Annotated in this window: 14 protein-coding genes and 1 tRNA gene; 10 read left to right on the top strand and 5 right to left on the bottom strand. The window is 69.5% G+C overall.

Annotation, left to right across the window (positions count from 1 at the left end; translation table 11 throughout):
- Window positions 1-27: 27 nt before the first annotated feature.
- Complete coding sequence (locus QE454_RS11770) at window positions 28-1353, bottom strand: nicotinate phosphoribosyltransferase (protein WP_307455232.1); 1326 nt, start codon at window positions 1351-1353, stop codon at window positions 28-30.
- A 417-nt stretch (window positions 1354-1770) separates the two neighbouring features.
- On the opposite strand from QE454_RS11770, the gene murI reads away from it, so the two are divergent.
- The 5 genes from murI to QE454_RS11795 all read left to right on the top strand — a co-directional run bounded on the left by murI (window position 1771) and on the right by QE454_RS11795 (window position 5705).
- The gene (murI, locus tag QE454_RS11775; RefSeq protein WP_210074492.1) at window positions 1771-2589 is read left to right on the top strand and encodes a glutamate racemase; all 819 of its coding nucleotides are present in this window, start codon (window positions 1771-1773) and stop codon (window positions 2587-2589) included.
- A gap of 35 nt (window positions 2590-2624) precedes the next feature.
- Window positions 2625-3350, top strand: coding sequence for a ribonuclease PH (rph, locus tag QE454_RS11780; protein WP_210074494.1), 726 nt, complete (start codon window positions 2625-2627; stop codon window positions 3348-3350).
- 1 nt (window position 3351) lies between these two features.
- Window positions 3352-3948, top strand: coding sequence for an RdgB/HAM1 family non-canonical purine NTP pyrophosphatase (rdgB, locus tag QE454_RS11785; protein ID WP_307455228.1), 597 nt, complete (start codon window positions 3352-3354; stop codon window positions 3946-3948).
- Between the two features lie 80 nt (window positions 3949-4028).
- On the top strand, window positions 4029-4946 hold the full coding sequence (locus QE454_RS11790) for a cation diffusion facilitator family transporter (RefSeq protein ID WP_210074498.1): 918 nt from the start codon (window positions 4029-4031) through the stop codon (window positions 4944-4946).
- A 57-nt stretch (window positions 4947-5003) separates the two neighbouring features.
- Entirely contained in the window at window positions 5004-5705 is a 702-nt protein-coding gene (locus QE454_RS11795) for a GNAT family N-acetyltransferase (RefSeq protein WP_307455226.1), read from the top strand.
- A 15-nt stretch (window positions 5706-5720) separates the two neighbouring features.
- On the opposite strand, the gene QE454_RS11800 is transcribed toward QE454_RS11795, so the two are convergent.
- Window positions 5721-8153 carry an ATP-dependent DNA ligase gene (locus QE454_RS11800; protein ID WP_307455224.1) on the bottom strand — a complete coding sequence of 811 codons (2433 nt, stop codon included), beginning with the start codon at window positions 8151-8153 and terminating at the stop codon, window positions 5721-5723.
- Between the two features lie 181 nt (window positions 8154-8334).
- On the opposite strand from QE454_RS11800, the gene QE454_RS11805 reads away from it, so the two are divergent.
- Window positions 8335-9216 (top strand): Ku protein, encoded by an 882-nt coding sequence (locus tag QE454_RS11805; RefSeq protein WP_307455221.1) that lies wholly within the window; start codon window positions 8335-8337, stop codon window positions 9214-9216.
- Here the strand turns inward: QE454_RS11805 and QE454_RS11810 are convergent.
- Both QE454_RS11810 and QE454_RS11815 read right to left on the bottom strand, forming a co-directional pair.
- Window positions 9213-9962, bottom strand: coding sequence for a DedA family protein (locus QE454_RS11810; RefSeq protein WP_210074507.1), 750 nt, complete (start codon window positions 9960-9962; stop codon window positions 9213-9215). The two genes, QE454_RS11805 and QE454_RS11810, sit on opposite strands and share 4 nt — an antisense overlap.
- 48 nt (window positions 9963-10010) lie before the next feature.
- Window positions 10011-10092 (bottom strand) — tRNA-Leu (locus QE454_RS11815).
- Window positions 10093-10219: 127 nt separating this feature from the next.
- Between QE454_RS11815 and QE454_RS11820 the strand changes: the two genes are divergently transcribed.
- Window positions 10220-11239 (top strand): NADPH:quinone reductase, encoded by a 1020-nt coding sequence (locus QE454_RS11820; RefSeq protein WP_307461069.1) that lies wholly within the window; start codon window positions 10220-10222, stop codon window positions 11237-11239.
- A 33-nt stretch (window positions 11240-11272) separates the two neighbouring features.
- Here the strand turns inward: QE454_RS11820 and QE454_RS11825 are convergent, their stop codons facing one another.
- On the bottom strand, window positions 11273-12511 hold the full coding sequence (locus tag QE454_RS11825; protein ID WP_307461066.1) for an MFS transporter: 1239 nt from the start codon (window positions 12509-12511) through the stop codon (window positions 11273-11275).
- Window positions 12512-12582: 71 nt separating this feature from the next.
- On the opposite strand from QE454_RS11825, the gene prfB reads away from it, so the two are divergent.
- The 3 genes from prfB (at window position 12583) to ftsX (ending at window position 15754) form a co-directional block, all read left to right on the top strand.
- Window positions 12583-13692, top strand: a complete 1110-nt coding sequence (gene prfB / locus QE454_RS11830; protein WP_210074509.1) for a peptide chain release factor 2 — start codon at window positions 12583-12585, stop codon at window positions 13690-13692.
- Between the two features lie 125 nt (window positions 13693-13817).
- Window positions 13818-14840, top strand: a complete 1023-nt coding sequence (gene ftsE / locus QE454_RS11835) for a cell division ATP-binding protein FtsE (RefSeq protein ID WP_307455219.1) — start codon at window positions 13818-13820, stop codon at window positions 14838-14840.
- Entirely contained in the window at window positions 14837-15754 is a 918-nt protein-coding gene (gene ftsX / locus QE454_RS11840) for a permease-like cell division protein FtsX (RefSeq protein WP_210074513.1), read from the top strand. Before ftsE ends, ftsX begins: the two co-directional genes overlap by 4 nt.
- Window positions 15755-15793 lie beyond the last annotated feature (39 nt).

Consider the following 15793-nt stretch of genomic DNA (forward strand, 5'->3'; position numbering starts at 1 on the left):
CCCGCCGCTCAGCGCGCGCGCCGGGGCTCACCGCGTTTCGCGGTACTCCGTCGGCAGCGCCGGGTCGGCCTTGCTCAGCGCCAGGGCGCGCACGGGCAGTTCCTCACGCACGCGGGCGTGATGGGCCCGCGCGGCCTGGACTCCGGCCGAGCCGAGAGCACCGGCATCCGCCTCGCCGTGCTCCATGAGCGTCGCCTGCAGCGCACGCGCATCGGGGTGTTCGGCCGCGGTCGAGAGTTCTTCGAAGCCGTCGCTGACGACGATGAGCTCCGAGGTCGCGGTGCCGGATTCCAGGGTCCGGAACGCGGCCTTCCGCCCCCCGTGCGAGGCCTTCTGCGCGGATGCCTTGGCCACGGCCACCCACGAGCCGTCGGCGGCCTCTCGGGCCACGAGCTTGAAGACCAGCCCCGCGGTCGGGACGCCCGAGCCTGTCGCGACCGAGGTGCCCACGCCGTACGAGTCGACGGGTGAGGCCGCCAGGGCGGCGAGAGCGTACTCGTCGAGGTCGCTGGTCACCGTGATGCGGGTGCTCGTGGCGCCCAGTTCATCGAGCAGCGCGCGCACCTCGCCCGCGACGATCGGCAGGTCGCCGGAGTCGATGCGCACCCCGCCCAGGTCGGTGCCGGCGACGCGGACGGCGGTCTTGACTCCCTCGGTGATGTCGTACGTGTCGATCAGCAGGGTCGTCCCGGCGCCGAGAGCGTCGATCTGCGACCGGAAGGCGTCTTCTTCGCTGTCGTGCAGCAGCGTCCAGGCGTGAGCGGCGGTGCCCATGGTCGGCACACCCCAGCGGCGACCGGCCTCGAGGTTGCTGGTGGCCGAGAACCCGGCGATGTACGCCGCGCGGGCCGCGGCGACCGCGGCCTCTTCGCTCGCACGGCGCGACCCCATCTCGGCGAGTGGTCGGTCGCCCGCGGCCACGCTCATGCGGGCGGCGGCGGTGGCGACGGCGGAGTCGTAGTTCAGGATGCTGAGTGCGAGCGTCTCGAGCAGTACGGCCTCGGCGAACGTTCCCTCGATCGTGAGCAGGGGAGACCCGGGGAAATAGACCTCGCCCTCGCGGTAGCCCGTCACCGAGCCCGTGAACCGGTAATCGGCCAGGAAGTCGAGGGTCGTGGCATCCACCACCCGGTTGTCGCGAAGGTAACGCAGCTCGTCGTCGCCGAAGCGGAAATCGCGGATCGCCTCGAGCAACCGGCCGGTCCCGGCGACCACGCCGAACCGGCGCCCACCCGAGAGGCGGCGCCCGAACACTTCGAAGACGCACCGGCGCGAGGCCGTGCCGTCGCGGAGGGCGGCGTCGAGCATCGTGAGTTCGTAACGGTCGGTGTGCAGGGCGGTGCTGCGGCTCATGGCGCCAGCCTATTCCGGCCCCGTGGCCGTGCCCGCGCGGACTCCCGCGCTTGACAGTCGCCGCCCGGCGTACCGAACTCCTGAACTTTCGGGGGGATGCGAGCCATGGATGCCGTGGCACCGCGAACCGTCGGATTTCCTCGGGAGTTTCGCACGCCCCGCGTCCCCGGCCACCCCCGTCCCCGGCCACCCCCGCGCCGGCCACCCCCGCCCCCGGCCACCCCCGCGCCGCGCCCGCGCCGGCAACCAGCCCGAGCGCCCGCACCCGCGCCGCGTCGTGCGAAACTCCTGACTTTCCGACCGTGAGACGGCCGAACGGCAGCACATGGCGCCTCTTCGCCTCGTTTTTCAGGAGTTCGACACCACCCGATGCGGGAGACCAGCCCGGTCCACCCCCTCCCGATAGGCTGGAGCCCTATGAACGACGCGCCGATCGGGATCTTCGACTCAGGAGTCGGCGGACTCACCGTCGCCCGGGCCGTCTCTCAGCAGCTGCCGCGCGAGTCCATCCTCTACATCGGCGACACCGCCCGCTCGCCCTACGGCCCGAAGCCGATCGCCGACGTTCGCAAGTACTCGCTCGAGGTGCTCGACACCCTCGTCGATCAGGGCGTCAAGATGCTCGTGATCGCGTGCAACACCGCCTCGGCCGCGATGCTCCGCGACGCGCGCGAGCGCTATGACGTGCCGGTGGTCGAGGTCATCGGCCCCGCCGTGCGCACCGCGATGTCGACCACCCGCAACGGCCGCATCGGCGTGATCGGCACCGTCGGCACCATCGGCTCCCGCGCGTATCAGGACATGCTCGAGGTCAACGAGCGCCTGACGGTCTTCGCCGAGGCCTGCCCGCGCTTCGTCGAGTTCGTCGAGGTCGGGGTCACCGACTCGCCCGAAGTCCTCGCCACCGCCGAGCAGTACCTCGCGCCGCTCCGCCACGCCGGCGTGGACACCCTCGTGCTCGGCTGCACCCACTACCCGTTCCTCGAGGGCGCCATCAGCTACGTCATGGGCCCCGAGGTCAGCCTCGTCTCGAGCGACAGCGAAACCGCGAAAGACGTCTATCGCCAGCTCGTGTCGCGCGACCTTCTCGCGACACCGGATGCCGTGCCCACCGCCCGTTACGAAGCCACGGGCTCATCGGCCGACGACTTCGTGCGCCTCGCTCACCGCCTCATGGGCCGCGAGGTGCGCGAGGTGCAGCTCGTGCAGACCGGCGCCATCGACCTGCCGCGCTGAGTCGCGGCATCCATTCCCGTTCCCCTGGAGGACCCATGACCCGCAAAGACGGTCGCACCAACGACCAGCTCCGTCCCGTCACCATCGAGCGCGGCTGGTCGGCTCACGCCGAGGGCTCGGCCCTCGTCACGTTCGGCGGCACCAAGGTGCTGTGCACCGCGTCGTTCACGAACGGCGTTCCGCGCTGGCTGACCGGCAAGGGCAAGGGCTGGGTCACGGCGGAGTACGCGATGCTCCCGCGCGCGACGAACAGCCGCAACGACCGAGAGTCGATCAAGGGCAAGGTCGGCGGGCGCACGCACGAGATCTCGCGCCTGATCGGCCGTGCCCTGCGTGCGGTGGTCGACACGAAGGCGCTGGGCGAGAACACCATCGTCATCGACTGCGATGTGCTGCAGGCCGACGGCGGCACGCGCACCGCGGCCATCACCGGTGCCTACGTCGCCCTGGCGGATGCCATCGCCTGGGGACGCGAGAAGAAGTTCATCGGTCAGCGCGCCGAGGTGCTGCGCGATTCGGTCGCCGCGGTGTCGGTGGGCATCATCGACGGCGAGCCGATGCTCGACCTGGCGTACGTCGAGGACGTGCGCGCCGAGACCGACATGAACGTCGTCGTCACCGGTCGCGGGCTGTTCGTCGAGGTGCAGGGGACGGCCGAGGGCGCGCCGTTCGACAAGCGCGAGCTCGACCAGCTGCTCGAGCTGGGCGTGAACGGCTGCGCCGAGCTGCGCGGCATCCAGGTCTCGACGCTCGAGGGCTGAGATGGCTCGCATCGTCCTGGCCACACACAATCCGCACAAGGTCGAGGAGTTCCAGGCGATCGTCGCCGAGGTACGCCCCGACCTCGAGGTCATGGGGTACGACGGCCCGGAGCCGGTCGAAGACGGCGTGACGTTCGCGGCGAACGCGCTGATCAAGGCGCGCGCGGCGGCGGCGCACACGGGTCTGCCGGCTCTGGCCGACGACTCCGGTGTGGCCGTCGACGTACTCGGCGGTTCGCCGGGGGTGTTCTCGGCCTACTGGGCGGGGCACAAGAAAGACGCCACTGCGAACCTCGAGCTGCTGCTCGACCAGCTCTCGGACGTTGCCGACCCGCATCGCACGGCGCAATTCGTCTCGGTCATCGCGCTCGTGCATCCCGATGGCACCGAGCAGACGGTCGAGGGCCGCTGGCCCGGCCGCCTCGCCACGGCCCCGGCCGGTCCCGGCGGTTTCGGCTACGACCCGGTCTTCATCCCCGACGGCCAGCCTTCGGGACAAGAGCGGACCGTCGGCGAGTGGACCGCGGCCGAGAAGAATGCCGAGTCGCACCGGGCCCGCGCTTTCCGCGAGCTGACACCGCTTCTTCGGGGGCTCTGAGAACGAGACCGACACCGGTTCTCATTCCCGACTTGGCCGAACCACCGCGGCGGAGCCTGTGCCCGTTCTAGCCTGGAGCCATGCACGATCACGCGCCCTCCGGCGGCATCCGAGATGCCAGCAATCGGCGCCTGCTCGCGACCGCCCTGGCCCTGACGGCCACGGTGATGCTCGTGCAGATCGTCGGGGCTGTCCTGACCGGCTCGCTCGCCCTGCTCGCCGACGCCGCGCACATGTTCACCGACGCGGCCGCTCTGGTGGTCGCGCTCATCGCCACCGCGATCGCCGCGCGCCCGGCCGATGATCGTCGCACCTTCGGTTACCAGCGTGCCGAGGTGCTGGGGGCCCTCGCCAACGGCGTGATCCTCATCGTGCTGTGCGCGTGGGTCGGCGTCGAGGCGGTGCAACGTCTGCTCGCCCCGGCCGAGACCGAGGTGCAGGGCGGACTGATGCTGGTGGTGGCCACCGTCGGCATGATCGCCAACGCCGTGTCGATGTTCCTGCTCTCTCGCGCGCAGAAGCGCAGCATCAACGTGCGCGGCGCCTATCTCGAGGTGCTGGGCGATCTCGTCGGATCGATCGCGGTGATCATCGCGGCCCTCGTCATCGTGACGACGGGATTCATGCAGGCGGATGCCATCGCCTCGCTGCTCATCGCGGTGCTCATCGTCCCGCGGGCGATCGGTCTGCTGCGCGAGGTCGTCGTGGTCTTGACGGAGTCGGCCCCGGTGGGGGTGCACGTGGCCGAGATCCGCGAGCACCTGCGCGAGGCCGACGGGGTGGTCGATGTGCACGACGTGCACGTGTGGCAGCTCACACGCGGAGCGCCGGTGTTCAGCGCTCACGTGATCGTGGAAGATGCCGCGCTCGCCGATGGGCGCGCCGCCGCGATCCTCGCTTCGCTGCAGACGTGTCTCGCCGACCATTTCGACGTCGAGCATTCCACTTTCCAGCTGGAGCCCGCGGGGCACGTGGAGCACGATTCGCGTCACGCGTGAATGTCGGTGCCGTCCGGTAGCCTTCGGACAGGCACCCGCACCCCCGGAAGGTTCCTCATGTTCTCGTCACTCGTCACCGACCATTGGCTGCCGTCTCCCGCGAGCGCGTTCTCTGATGACGACGCGGTCGTCGTCGTCGATCCGGAGGCGCCCGAGAACCGGTCCGTCTCGATCCTGCGCATCGGCGACGGGGCGACGGTCGTCTCGCTGAGCCCCGAGCGAGCGGATCAGCTCGGTGTGTCCGACGGAGAACGTCTCGCCGCCGATGAGGTTCTGGAGCGCATCGACGCGGCGGGCATCGCGCTGAACGACCCCGACCACCTCTTCTACCTTCCGGTCGAAGAGCATGCCAACGTCACCGCACCCGAGCCGCAGGCGAAAACGCGCCGGCTGACGGCCGAAGACGCCGACGCCTTCGCCGCCCTCGTCGCGGCGGCGCCCGAAGACGAGCTCGACGAGGCGTTCGTCGAGCTCGATCACTGGCTCGTGTTCGGCACGTTCGTCGACGGCACGCTGGCCGCTGCGGCGAGCATGTATCCCTGGAAGGGCACGCGCCTCGCCGACCTCGGCGTGATCACTCTTCCGGAGTTCCGCGGCCGCGGCCTGGCGAGGGCGACTGTGCTGGCGATGGCCGCCGATGCGCTGGAGCGCGGCTACGAGCCGCAGTACCGGTGTCAGCTCGACAACGCCCCGTCGGTGGCTCTCGCACTGGCATCCGGATTCCGCCGTTTCGGCGAGTGGATCGTCGTCGACGACTGAACGGCATCACGGCGTTCAGCTTTCGCGCACGACCTCCGCGGGCGACTTGTCGGGGCGGAGGCCGCGCCACCGCGCCTGGCGGAGGATCCCGCCGGGGGTGAACTCCGCGAACTCGACCTCTGCCACCAGGCTGGGGTGCACCCACAGGGCGTCCCGCGCGTCGGCGGCCGGCACACCGACGAAGGGGTTCGCATCGGCGCGTAGCGGCTCGAGCGCCTTCGTCAGTCGAGCGAGGGTCTGCTCGCCGAAGCCGGAGCCCACCCGCCCCGCGTACTGCAGGCCGTCCGCCGTGGGCACCCCCACCAGCAGCGAACCGATCGTGCCGGAACGGTTTCCTCTACCGGGTCGGATCCCGCCGATCACGACCTCCTGCGTGCGCGAGTGCTTGACCTTCAGCCACCGCTCGGATCGCACCCCGCGGCGGTAGGACGAGCCCGGGTCCTTCACGACGACGCCCTCGAGCCCGAACCGGCCGCTCGTGGAGACCGCTGCATCCACGTCGTCGAACACGGGAGGCACGACGACCGGACCCCCGGCCTCGGCGGCCAGCTCCTCGAGCACGTCGCGCCGCTTCGACAGGGGGAGGGATGCCACATCCCGCCCACCCGCCGACAGCACATCGAAGAGGTAGAGGTGAACGGGGGTGCGCTCGGCCTCGCGGGCGATCTCGCGCGCCTTCGCGAGGTTCATGCGCCTCTGCAGAAGCGGGAAGCTCGGCCGTCCCTGCTCGTCGAGCGCGACGATCTCTCCGTCGAAGACGGCCGGGTCGGGACCGAGACCCAGGTCGACGCTCGTGAGCTCGGGATAGGCGTCCGTCAGGTCGTTGCCGTTGCGCGATCGCAGGCGCAGCCGTTCGCCGTCCCAGATTCCCAGACCCCGGATGCCGTCCCACTTCATCTCGACCCAGGGCGTGCCGCCCCAGCGTTCGGCGGCGGCGCGGGCGATCCCCGGCGTCGCGGAGGTGGCGAGCATGGGCTCGATGTCGCCGTCCCTGTCGACGCTCGGTGGCGCCTCGGTCGATGCAGGGGGATCAGCGGAGCCGTGGTCCAAGGCCACCACGGGGGCTCCGCCGCCCTGCGGTCGGCCCGCGGCATCCGTCTTCATGCGGTGCAGCAGCCACTGCGATCTCTCACCCTGCCCCTCGGTGCGGATGAGGGCGAGTCGCACGCGGCCGAGCGGTCCGTCGGCTCTGCCCTCGAGGGTGGCGATGACCTCGTCGTCGCGCCACTTCTCGAGCTCGTACGTACCGGTGTCCCAGACCGTCATGGTGCCCGCGCCGTACTCGCCGCGCGGGATCTCGCCGGCGAAGTCGAGGTATTGCAGCGGGTGGTCCTCGGTCATGACGGCGAGGCTGTTCTTCGCTGTGGTGGGCGGCACACCCCGGGGGACGGCCCAGCTGACGAGCACGCCGTCGCGTTCGAGGCGGAGGTCCCAGTGCAGACGTGAGGCGTGGTGCTCTTGGATGACGAACCGGGGGAGCCCTTCGGCGGCGGGCGCGCCGTGGGGAGCCTCGGGCACCGGCTCGGGGGTCTTTCCGGCTGTGCGCTTCGCGATGTAGGCGCGCAGGGGCCCGTGCGCCGCGTCGACAGAGGCGAGCGGGTCGTCGGTTCTCCCGAGGACCTCGGTGAACAACAGATGCCGCAGGTCGGGGTCGTCCAGCTCGTCCCAGGTGCGCGGGGCGGCGACGTAGGGGCGCGGGCGGCCGCGCAGCGAGTACGGCGCGATCGTCGTCTTCGAGCCGTTGTTCTGACTCCAATCGATGAACACCTTGCCGGGGCGTGCAGCCTTCGACATCTGGCTGACGACGAGGTCGGGGTGATCGGCCTCGATCGCGCGCGCGAGCTCTTTCGCGACGACGCTGACCGCGTCGCTGGACTGGCGCCCGTCGAGGCGGGCGTACAGATGGATGCCCTTGCTCCCACTCGTCACGGGCAACGGGTCGAGCCCCATGCCTTGCAGGATCGCGCGCGCCCACCGCGCGACCTCCGCACACTCGGCCAAGCCCACGCCCGGACCGGGGTCGAGATCGAGCACGAGGCGGTCGGGGTTCTGCCTCTCGCCGTCGCTCGAGAAACGCCACTGCGGCACGTGCAACTCGAGGCTGGCGACCTGCGCGAGGTAGACGAGGGCGGGGAGGTCGTCGACGAGCGGGTAGTCCTTGGCGCCCGAGGAGTGGTCGATCGGAAAGCGCCGCACCCATGCCGGAGCACCGGGCTCGAGGGCCTTGGCGAAGAACGGTTCGCCGGGGTCGGCATCCGTGCCCACTCCGTCGGGCCAGCGCTTGCGCGTGAGCGGGCGGTCGGCGACGTGCGGGAGGAGCAGGGGAGCGATCCGCGAGTAGTAGTCGATCACCTCGCCCTTGGTGGTGCCGGTCTCGGGGTAGAGCACCTTGTCGAGGTTCGACAGGCGCAGGCGACGACCGCCGATGCGCACCGTCTGCTCCGTCATCGCCCCAGCGTAGAGCGGAGGGGGAGAGGGATGCCGAGGGGGTTGCGGCGAACTCGGGGTTCCGGTGGCTTCGAGACGCTCAGCCACCCGGGGGCCAGGTCCGAGGTCTGCTCGAAGGGGCCGGACACGTTCGCGCGCAAGGGTCTCGGCATCCACCGCTCTCCCGGTGTTCACTGGGCACATGCGATCGATCTGGAAGGGCGCCCTGACGTTCGGGCTCGTCAACGTGCCCGTGAAGGTGTACTCGGCCACCGAGGACCACGACGTCTCGTTGCATCAGGTGCACAACAAGGACGGCGGCCGCATCCGGTATCAGCGCGTCTGCGAGGTGGACGGCGAGGTCGTGCCGTACCAGGACATCGACAAGGCCTACGACGACGGCGAGCAGACGGTCGTGCTGACGAAGGACGATCTGGCGTCGCTGCCGAGCGAGCGCAGCCGGGAGATCGAGGTCGTGGAGTTCGTGCCGAGCGACCAGGTCGACCTGCTGACGCTCGACAAGGCGTACTACCTCGAGCCCGATTCGTCGTCGCCCAAGGCGTACGTGCTGCTGCGCAAGACCCTCGAGCAGACCGACCGCACGGCGATCGTGCGGTTCTCGCTCCGACAGAAGACCCGGCTGGCGGCTCTGCGCGTCCGCGGGGACGTGCTGGTGCTGCAGACGCTGCTCTGGGCCGACGAGGTGCGCGAGGCGGCTTTCCCGGCTCTCGATGAGAGTGTGCGCATCTCGGCGAAGGAGCTCGAGATGTCGGCGTCTCTCGTCGAGAGCTTCTCGAAGGACTTCGAGCCTGAGGAGTTCACCGACGCGTACCAGGCGGAGCTGCGCACCCTCATCGACGCGAAGCTCGAGCAGGGCGATGCGATCGACACCGACGCCACCTTCGGAAAGCAGGAAGAGGAGGACGGCGGCGAGGTCATCGATCTGATGGAGGCCCTGCGGGCGAGCGTGGAGCGCAGCCGGGCGGCGCGATCGGGCGCTGCGGCCACCGACGGCACCACCGAAAAGAAGAAGGCCGCCGGCACGAAGCCGGCGGCCAAGAAGAGGAGCTCGAAGGCGTCTTAGCGAGCGGGCTGATCGCCGTCTTCGAGGGTCTTCGGGTCGAGGGTGAGCGACTCGGCCTCGGCCGCGGTGACGGCGCCCTCGCGCTTGGCGGCGGCGCGCTCACGGAAGTAGTGGATCGCGATGAAGATCACGGTGCCGGCGACGGCGGCGAGCAGGATGACGTCGATGTACTCGGTCACGATGTCGCGGACGAACGGGATGTAGCCCACCAGGTAACCCAGCATCGTCAAGCCGATGCCCCAGATGATCGCGCCGATCAGGTTGTAGAGCGAGTACTTGCGCCACGGCATGTGACCGACACCCGCGGCAATCGGCGCGAAGGTGCGCACCACGGGCACGAAGCGCGCCAGGATCACCGTCAGTCCGCCGAAGCGCTCGAAGAACGCGTTCGTGCGTTCGACGTTCTTCTTGCTGAACAACCCGGACTCTTTGCGCTCGAAGATCGAAGGCCCGGCCTTATGGCCGATGAGGTAGCCCACCTCACCGCCGATGAATGCCGCGACACCGATCGCGAGAGCCACCCACCAGGCGTTGATCCCGAAGACGCCGTGCGGAGCCGCATCGGTGGAGTGCGACAGCAGACCCGCCATGATCAGCAGGGTGTCGCCCGGCAGCAGGAAGCCGATCAGCAGACCGGTCTCGGCGAAGATGATGAAGCAGACGACCAGCAGCGCCCAGGGCTGGGAGTTGGTGATGATCGTCGCGGGGTCGAGCCACGGGAGCAGCGCGCTGGTGGTGTGGATCACATCGGTCCCGTCGGGTCGGAATGTCGGTGCAGGGGATGACTACTGCCGTGCGGAAGGGGGGACTTGAACCCCCACGCCCGAAGGCACAGGAACCTAAATCCTGCGTGTCTACCGATTTCACCACTCCCGCGAGTCTGATCATTGTAGGCGGGTGGAGCGCGCGCACGTTGTGAAGCCGCCGTCAACCCCGGGAGTCGTCCACCCTCGCCGACGCGCCGCGGGGAATGCTGAACGACATGGCATCCGTTCTCTCCTTCATGAAAGCGATCACGTACTCCCAGCCCGGTGACTCCTCCGTCCTCTCGCTCGAGGACCGCCCGCTGCCCGAACCCGCCGCGGGAGAGGTGCGGGTGCGCCTGACCGTGTCGGGGGTGAACCCCACCGACTGGAAGGCCCGCGCCACCACCGGCCGCCCGCTTCCCTTCGACGAGGTCACGCCCAACCAGGACGGAGCGGGAGTGGTGGATGCCGTCGGCGAGGGCGTCGACGGACTGTCGGTCGGTCAGCGCGTGTGGGTGTATCTCGCGGCCCACCAGCGCCCGTTCGGCACGGCGGCGGAGTACACGGTCCTGCCCGCGTCGCGGGCCGTGCCGCTGCCCGACAGCGCATCGTTCGAGCTCGGCGCGAGCCTCGGCGTTCCGGCGATGACCGCCCACCGCGCCCTCACCGTGCACGAGGACGGCCCCTCGCGCCTCGCTCCCGGGGCGCTCGCCGGACGCACCGTCCTGGTGCAGGGCGGTGCCGGAGCCGTGGGGCACGCCGCCATCCAGCTCGCCGCTTGGGCCGGAGCCACGGTCATCGCCACCGTCAGCAGCGACGAGAAAGAGGCACTGGCCCGTTCTGCCGGCGCCCACCACGTGCTGCAGTACCCGAGCGCGTCACTGGCCGCCGACATCCGGGAACTCGCGCCGAACGGTGTCGAGCACATCGTCGAGGTCGCCATCGCCGACAACGCCGGTCTCGATGTCGAGGTCGTCGCCAACCACGGGACGATCGGCTACTACGCCGACAACGGCGGGGCGGAGTTCACGGCCCGCGTGCGCGAGAGCTTCGCCAAGAACGTGCGCTGGCAGGGACTGCTGCTGTACACCGTGGGGGAGCGGGCGCTGCTCGCCGCCGCCGAGGACGTGGCCGCGGCCGTCGCCGACGGGGCGCTTCCGGTCGGGCACGACGCCGGGCTGCCGCTCACGTGGTTCGCCCTCGATGAGACCGCCGCCGCGCACGACGCCGTCGAGCAGGGTGCGCTCGGGAAGGTGCTGATCCGCGTCGCGGAGTGAGCCCGAGGGCGGCGTCCTCGAGGGGGCGCCGCCCTAATGGGTACGAGGCACGTACCGCGGGACCCAGCGGATGAAGCCGGCCGCACCCAGGACGGCGATGAGGCCCATCGCGCCGACACCGACCGACAACGATGCGACGGCGGTCAGGGCGGAGACGATCAACGGGGCCACCGCTCCGCCGGCATCCGTCAACGTCCTCCACGAACCCAGGAACGCTGCGGGGTCGCTGGGCGGAGCCACATCGGCACCGAGGGTGAGCAGGATGCCGCTCGACAGGCCGTTGCCGACACCCAGGACCGCGGCGAACATCGCGTACCACATGGCCGCCGACGACAGTTCATGCGTGAACGACAGGGCGAAGAACCCCGCACCCATGAGGACCATGGCGGGAAGGGCCGCCCAGAGGCGCCCGAAGCGGTCCATCACCTGGCCGCTGGCGTAGAAGAGGGCGAAATCGATCGCTCCCGAGACCCCGACGACCACCGCGATCGTGCCGGCATCCAATCCGAGCGAGACGCCCCACAGGGGCAGCACCACCTGACGAGCCGAGCGCACGGCCGACAGCGACGAAGCGGCGAGTCCCAGACGCGCGAGCACCCCGCGGTACCGCCACATCGTGCGGAACACGCCGACCCTCTCGACGGTCGGGATGGAGCCGGTGACGGGCTCGCCGGTGTCCTCTGCGTCGCGTGAGTCGCCCGCGTCTCGCCGGGTGGCGGACCCCGCCCCCACCGGGACGGCCTTCTCGGGGTCGGGACCGAAGAACACCAGCATGATCGTGGCGATCTGGCAGACGGCGAAGAAGACGATGGATGCCGTCTCGGTGCCGAACACCGCCAAGAGGGCCGCCGAGATGAACGGACCGACGAACATGCCCAGACGAAACGTTCCGCCCAGCAGCGACAGTGCCCGGGCGCGGAAGGTGAGGGGGACGCGCGTGGTCATGAACGAGTGGCGGGCCAGGGCGAAGGACGCGGCGCAGAAGCCGATGAGGAACACCGCCCCGGTGAAGAACGCCAACGACTGGGCGAGGACGATTCCCACCAGACCGGCCAGGACGACAATGCCGGCGACGCCCATCGTCACGCGCTCGCCGAAGCGGGCCACGGCCCACCCGGCGGGGATGTTGCCGCAGAGCTGCCCGACGACCAGCGCGGCGGCGACGAGAGCGGCCACCGCGACGTCGGCGCCGAGGCGGTCGGCGATGACGGGGATGAGGGGGATCACGGCGCCTTCGCCCACGGCGAAGAGCAGCGTGGGCCCGTAGATCATCGGTGCGAAGCGCACCAGCACGTTCCGGGGAGAGTCGGCTGTCACTGTCTCCACGATAGGCTTGTTGTCAAATGCTCGAACTCGATTTGACCGCCGACATCCAGGCGCTGCGCTCGACCTTCGCCGATATCCAGGCCGTGGTCGACGTCGACGCACTCAAAGCCGACATCGATCGCCTGAGCGAAGAGGCCGGTGCTCCCGACCTCTGGGACGACGTCGAGAACGCTCAGAAGGTCACCAGCCGTCTCAGCCACCGCCAGGCGGAGCTCAAGCGCGTCTCGGAGATCGAGCAGCGGCTCGACGACCTCGAGGTGCTGGTGGGTCTTGCCATCGAGATGGACGACGAGGAGTCCGCCGACGAGGCTCGTCGCGAACTCGCCTCGCTGAAAGACGTGATCGGCCAGCTCGAGGTGCAGACGCTTCTCGACGGCGAGTACGACCCGCGTTCGGCGGTCGTCACGATCCGCTCGGGTGCCGGCGGCGACGACGCCACCGACTTCGCCGAGATGCTGCTGCGCATGTACCTGCGTTGGGCCGAGCGTCACAAGTACCCCGTCAAGGTCATGGACACCTCTTACGCCGAAGGCGCCGGCATCAAGTCGGCCACCTTCGAGGTCGACGTGCCCTACGCCTACGGCACGCTGTCGGTCGAGGCCGGCACGCACCGTCTCGCGCGCATCAGCCCCTTCGGTGGTGCCGACAAGCGCCAGACGAGCTTCGCCGCGGTCGAGGTCATCCCCGTGATGGAAGAAGCCGTCGAGGTCGAAGTCCCCGAGGGTGACATCCGCGTCGACGTGTTCCGCTCCTCGGGCCCGGGTGGTCAGTCGGTCAACACCACCGACTCCGCCGTGCGCATCACGCACCTTCCCACGGGCCTCGTCGTCTCGATGCAGAACGAGAAGTCGCAGATCCAGAACCGCGCGGCCGCCATGCGCGTGCTGCAGACCCGCCTGCTGCTGCTCAAGCGCGAAGAAGAGGCCGCGAAGAAGAAGGAGCTCGCCGGCACGATCACCGCGAGCTGGGGCGATCAGATGCGCTCCTACTTCCTCTACGGTCAGCAGCTCGTGAAAGACCTGCGCACCGGCTACGAGGTCGGAAACCCCGCGGTCGTCTTCGACGGCGACCTCGACGGTCTGATCGCGGCCGGCATCCGCTGGCGCAAGCGCAAGGACGACGACTGAGCTTTCCCCGCGGGGAAGAGAGCCCTATGGATGCCGCTGACCCGGCATCCATAGGGCTCTCTCGGTTTCGCGACACGGCGCGTCCTCTCGGCCTGATTGGGACCCGCGCTTAGGCTCATCGAGCCATGATCCGGTTCGAGAACGTCACCAAGCGGTATCGCGGCACCGCGAAGCCCGCCCTGAACGCCGTCGACTTCGAAGTGCAGCGCGGGGAGTTCGTCTTCCTCGTCGGCGCTTCGGGCTCCGGCAAGTCGTCGTGCCTGCAGCTCATCCTGCGCGCCGAGACCCCCAGCGACGGCCGCGTCGTCGTGCTCGGTCGCGACCTGCGCACGCTGTCGAACCGCAAGGTTCCCTACTTCCGCCGTCACATCGGTTCGGTGTTCCAGGACTTCCGCCTGCTGCCGAACAAGACGGTGCACCAGAACGTCGCCTTCACGCTGCAGGTGACCGGCGCCTCGCGCGGGTTCATCCAGCAGGCCGTGCCCGAGGTGCTGGCGCTCGTCGGCCTCGACGGCAAAGAGAAGCGTCTTCCGCACGAGCTGTCGGGTGGTGAACAGCAGCGCGTGGCGATCGCGCGCGCACTCGTCAACCGCCCGCAGGTGCTGCTCGCCGACGAGCCCACCGGAAACCTCGACCCCGGCACGTCGATCGACATCATGCGCCTGCTCGCGCGCATCAACGCCGGTGGCACGACCGTCGTCATGGCCACCCACGAGGCAGGCTTCGTCGACCAGATGCAGCGTCGCGTGATCGAGCTGCGCGGCGGTGAGATGGTGCGTGACGAACGTCACGGCGGCTACGGCGACACATCGAGCCTTCCGCGACTCGCGCCCGAGGTCGAGCGCGGTGCGGCGGCTGTGGCCGCTCTCACCGCCGTTCTCGAGGTGCAGCGCGAGGTCACCGGGCTCACCGGCCCGGTCGAGCCGTTGACGAAGCCGGCTGTCGCGGAGCCTGCTCCCGCGGCATCCGAGGTTTCCGCCCAGAACTCCGAGCCCGAGGCGCCCGTCGCCGCCGAGCCCCGTGAGCCCGGCACCAACACACGCTCCATCCCGGTCACCCGCCCCGACGTCGACGCTCTCGGTCTTGCCGACCGGCTCGGACTGGGCGAGAAGAAAGACCGCAACGACGAAGTGGGACCCACGTCATGAGGTTCGGGCTCATCCTCTCGGAGGCCTTCACCGGTCTTCGTCGCAACGCGTCGATGGTGATCTCGGTCATCCTCGTCACCTTCGTGTCGCTGACCTTCGTCGGGGCCGCGATGCTCATGCAGATGCAGATCGGCAAAATGCAGTCGTACTGGGCCGACCGCGCCCAGGTGGCGGTGTTCATGTGCGCGGCTTCATCGAACGCTCCGACCTGCGTGGCCGGTGAGCCGGCGACCCAGGACCAGATCGACGCCGTCAAGGCGACGCTCGACGGTCAGGCGCTCGCGCCGCTGATCCGCGACTACACGTTCCAGACCAGCGACCAGGTCTTCGAGAACGCGAAGCAGCAGTTGCCCGAAGACATCGCCGGCGTCGTGACGGCGGATCAGTTCAACGCGACCTTCAGCATCAACCTGGTCGACCAGAGCCAGTCCGACGTCATCGCCGAGGCTTTCAGCGGGCAGAACGGTGTCGAAGCGGTCACCGATCAGCTGCAGTACCTCGAACCCCTTTTCCAAGCCCTCACCGTCGCGACCTACGTCGCGGTGGGGATCGCCGGGCTCATGCTGATCGCGGCCGTATTGCTGATCGCCACGACCATCCGGCTCTCGGCGTTCGCGAGACGCAAGGAGCTCGGGATCATGCGTCTGGTGGGCGCGTCCAACCGTTTCATCCAGACGCCGTTCATCGTCGAGGGCGTGTTGGCCGCGCTCATCGGTTCGGCGCTCGCGAGCGTGGCGGTGTGGGCGATCGTCGGCGTCGGGGTGAATCAGTACCTCAGAGACCGGATCGGCTTCATCACCTCGTGGGTGGACTTCGGCGACGTGGCCATCGTGATCCCGCTTCTGGTCGTGATCGGCATCGTGCTCGCGGCTCTGAGTGCCAGCTTCGCCATCCGCCGCTGGCTGCGCGCCTAGCAGCTCGCGGTATCGCGCTCGGCCGGCATCCGGTGTGGG

Origin of the sequence: Microbacterium sp. SORGH_AS_0454 (assembly GCF_031453395.1) — a bacterium.
Taxonomy (GTDB): domain Bacteria; phylum Actinomycetota; class Actinomycetes; order Actinomycetales; family Microbacteriaceae; genus Microbacterium.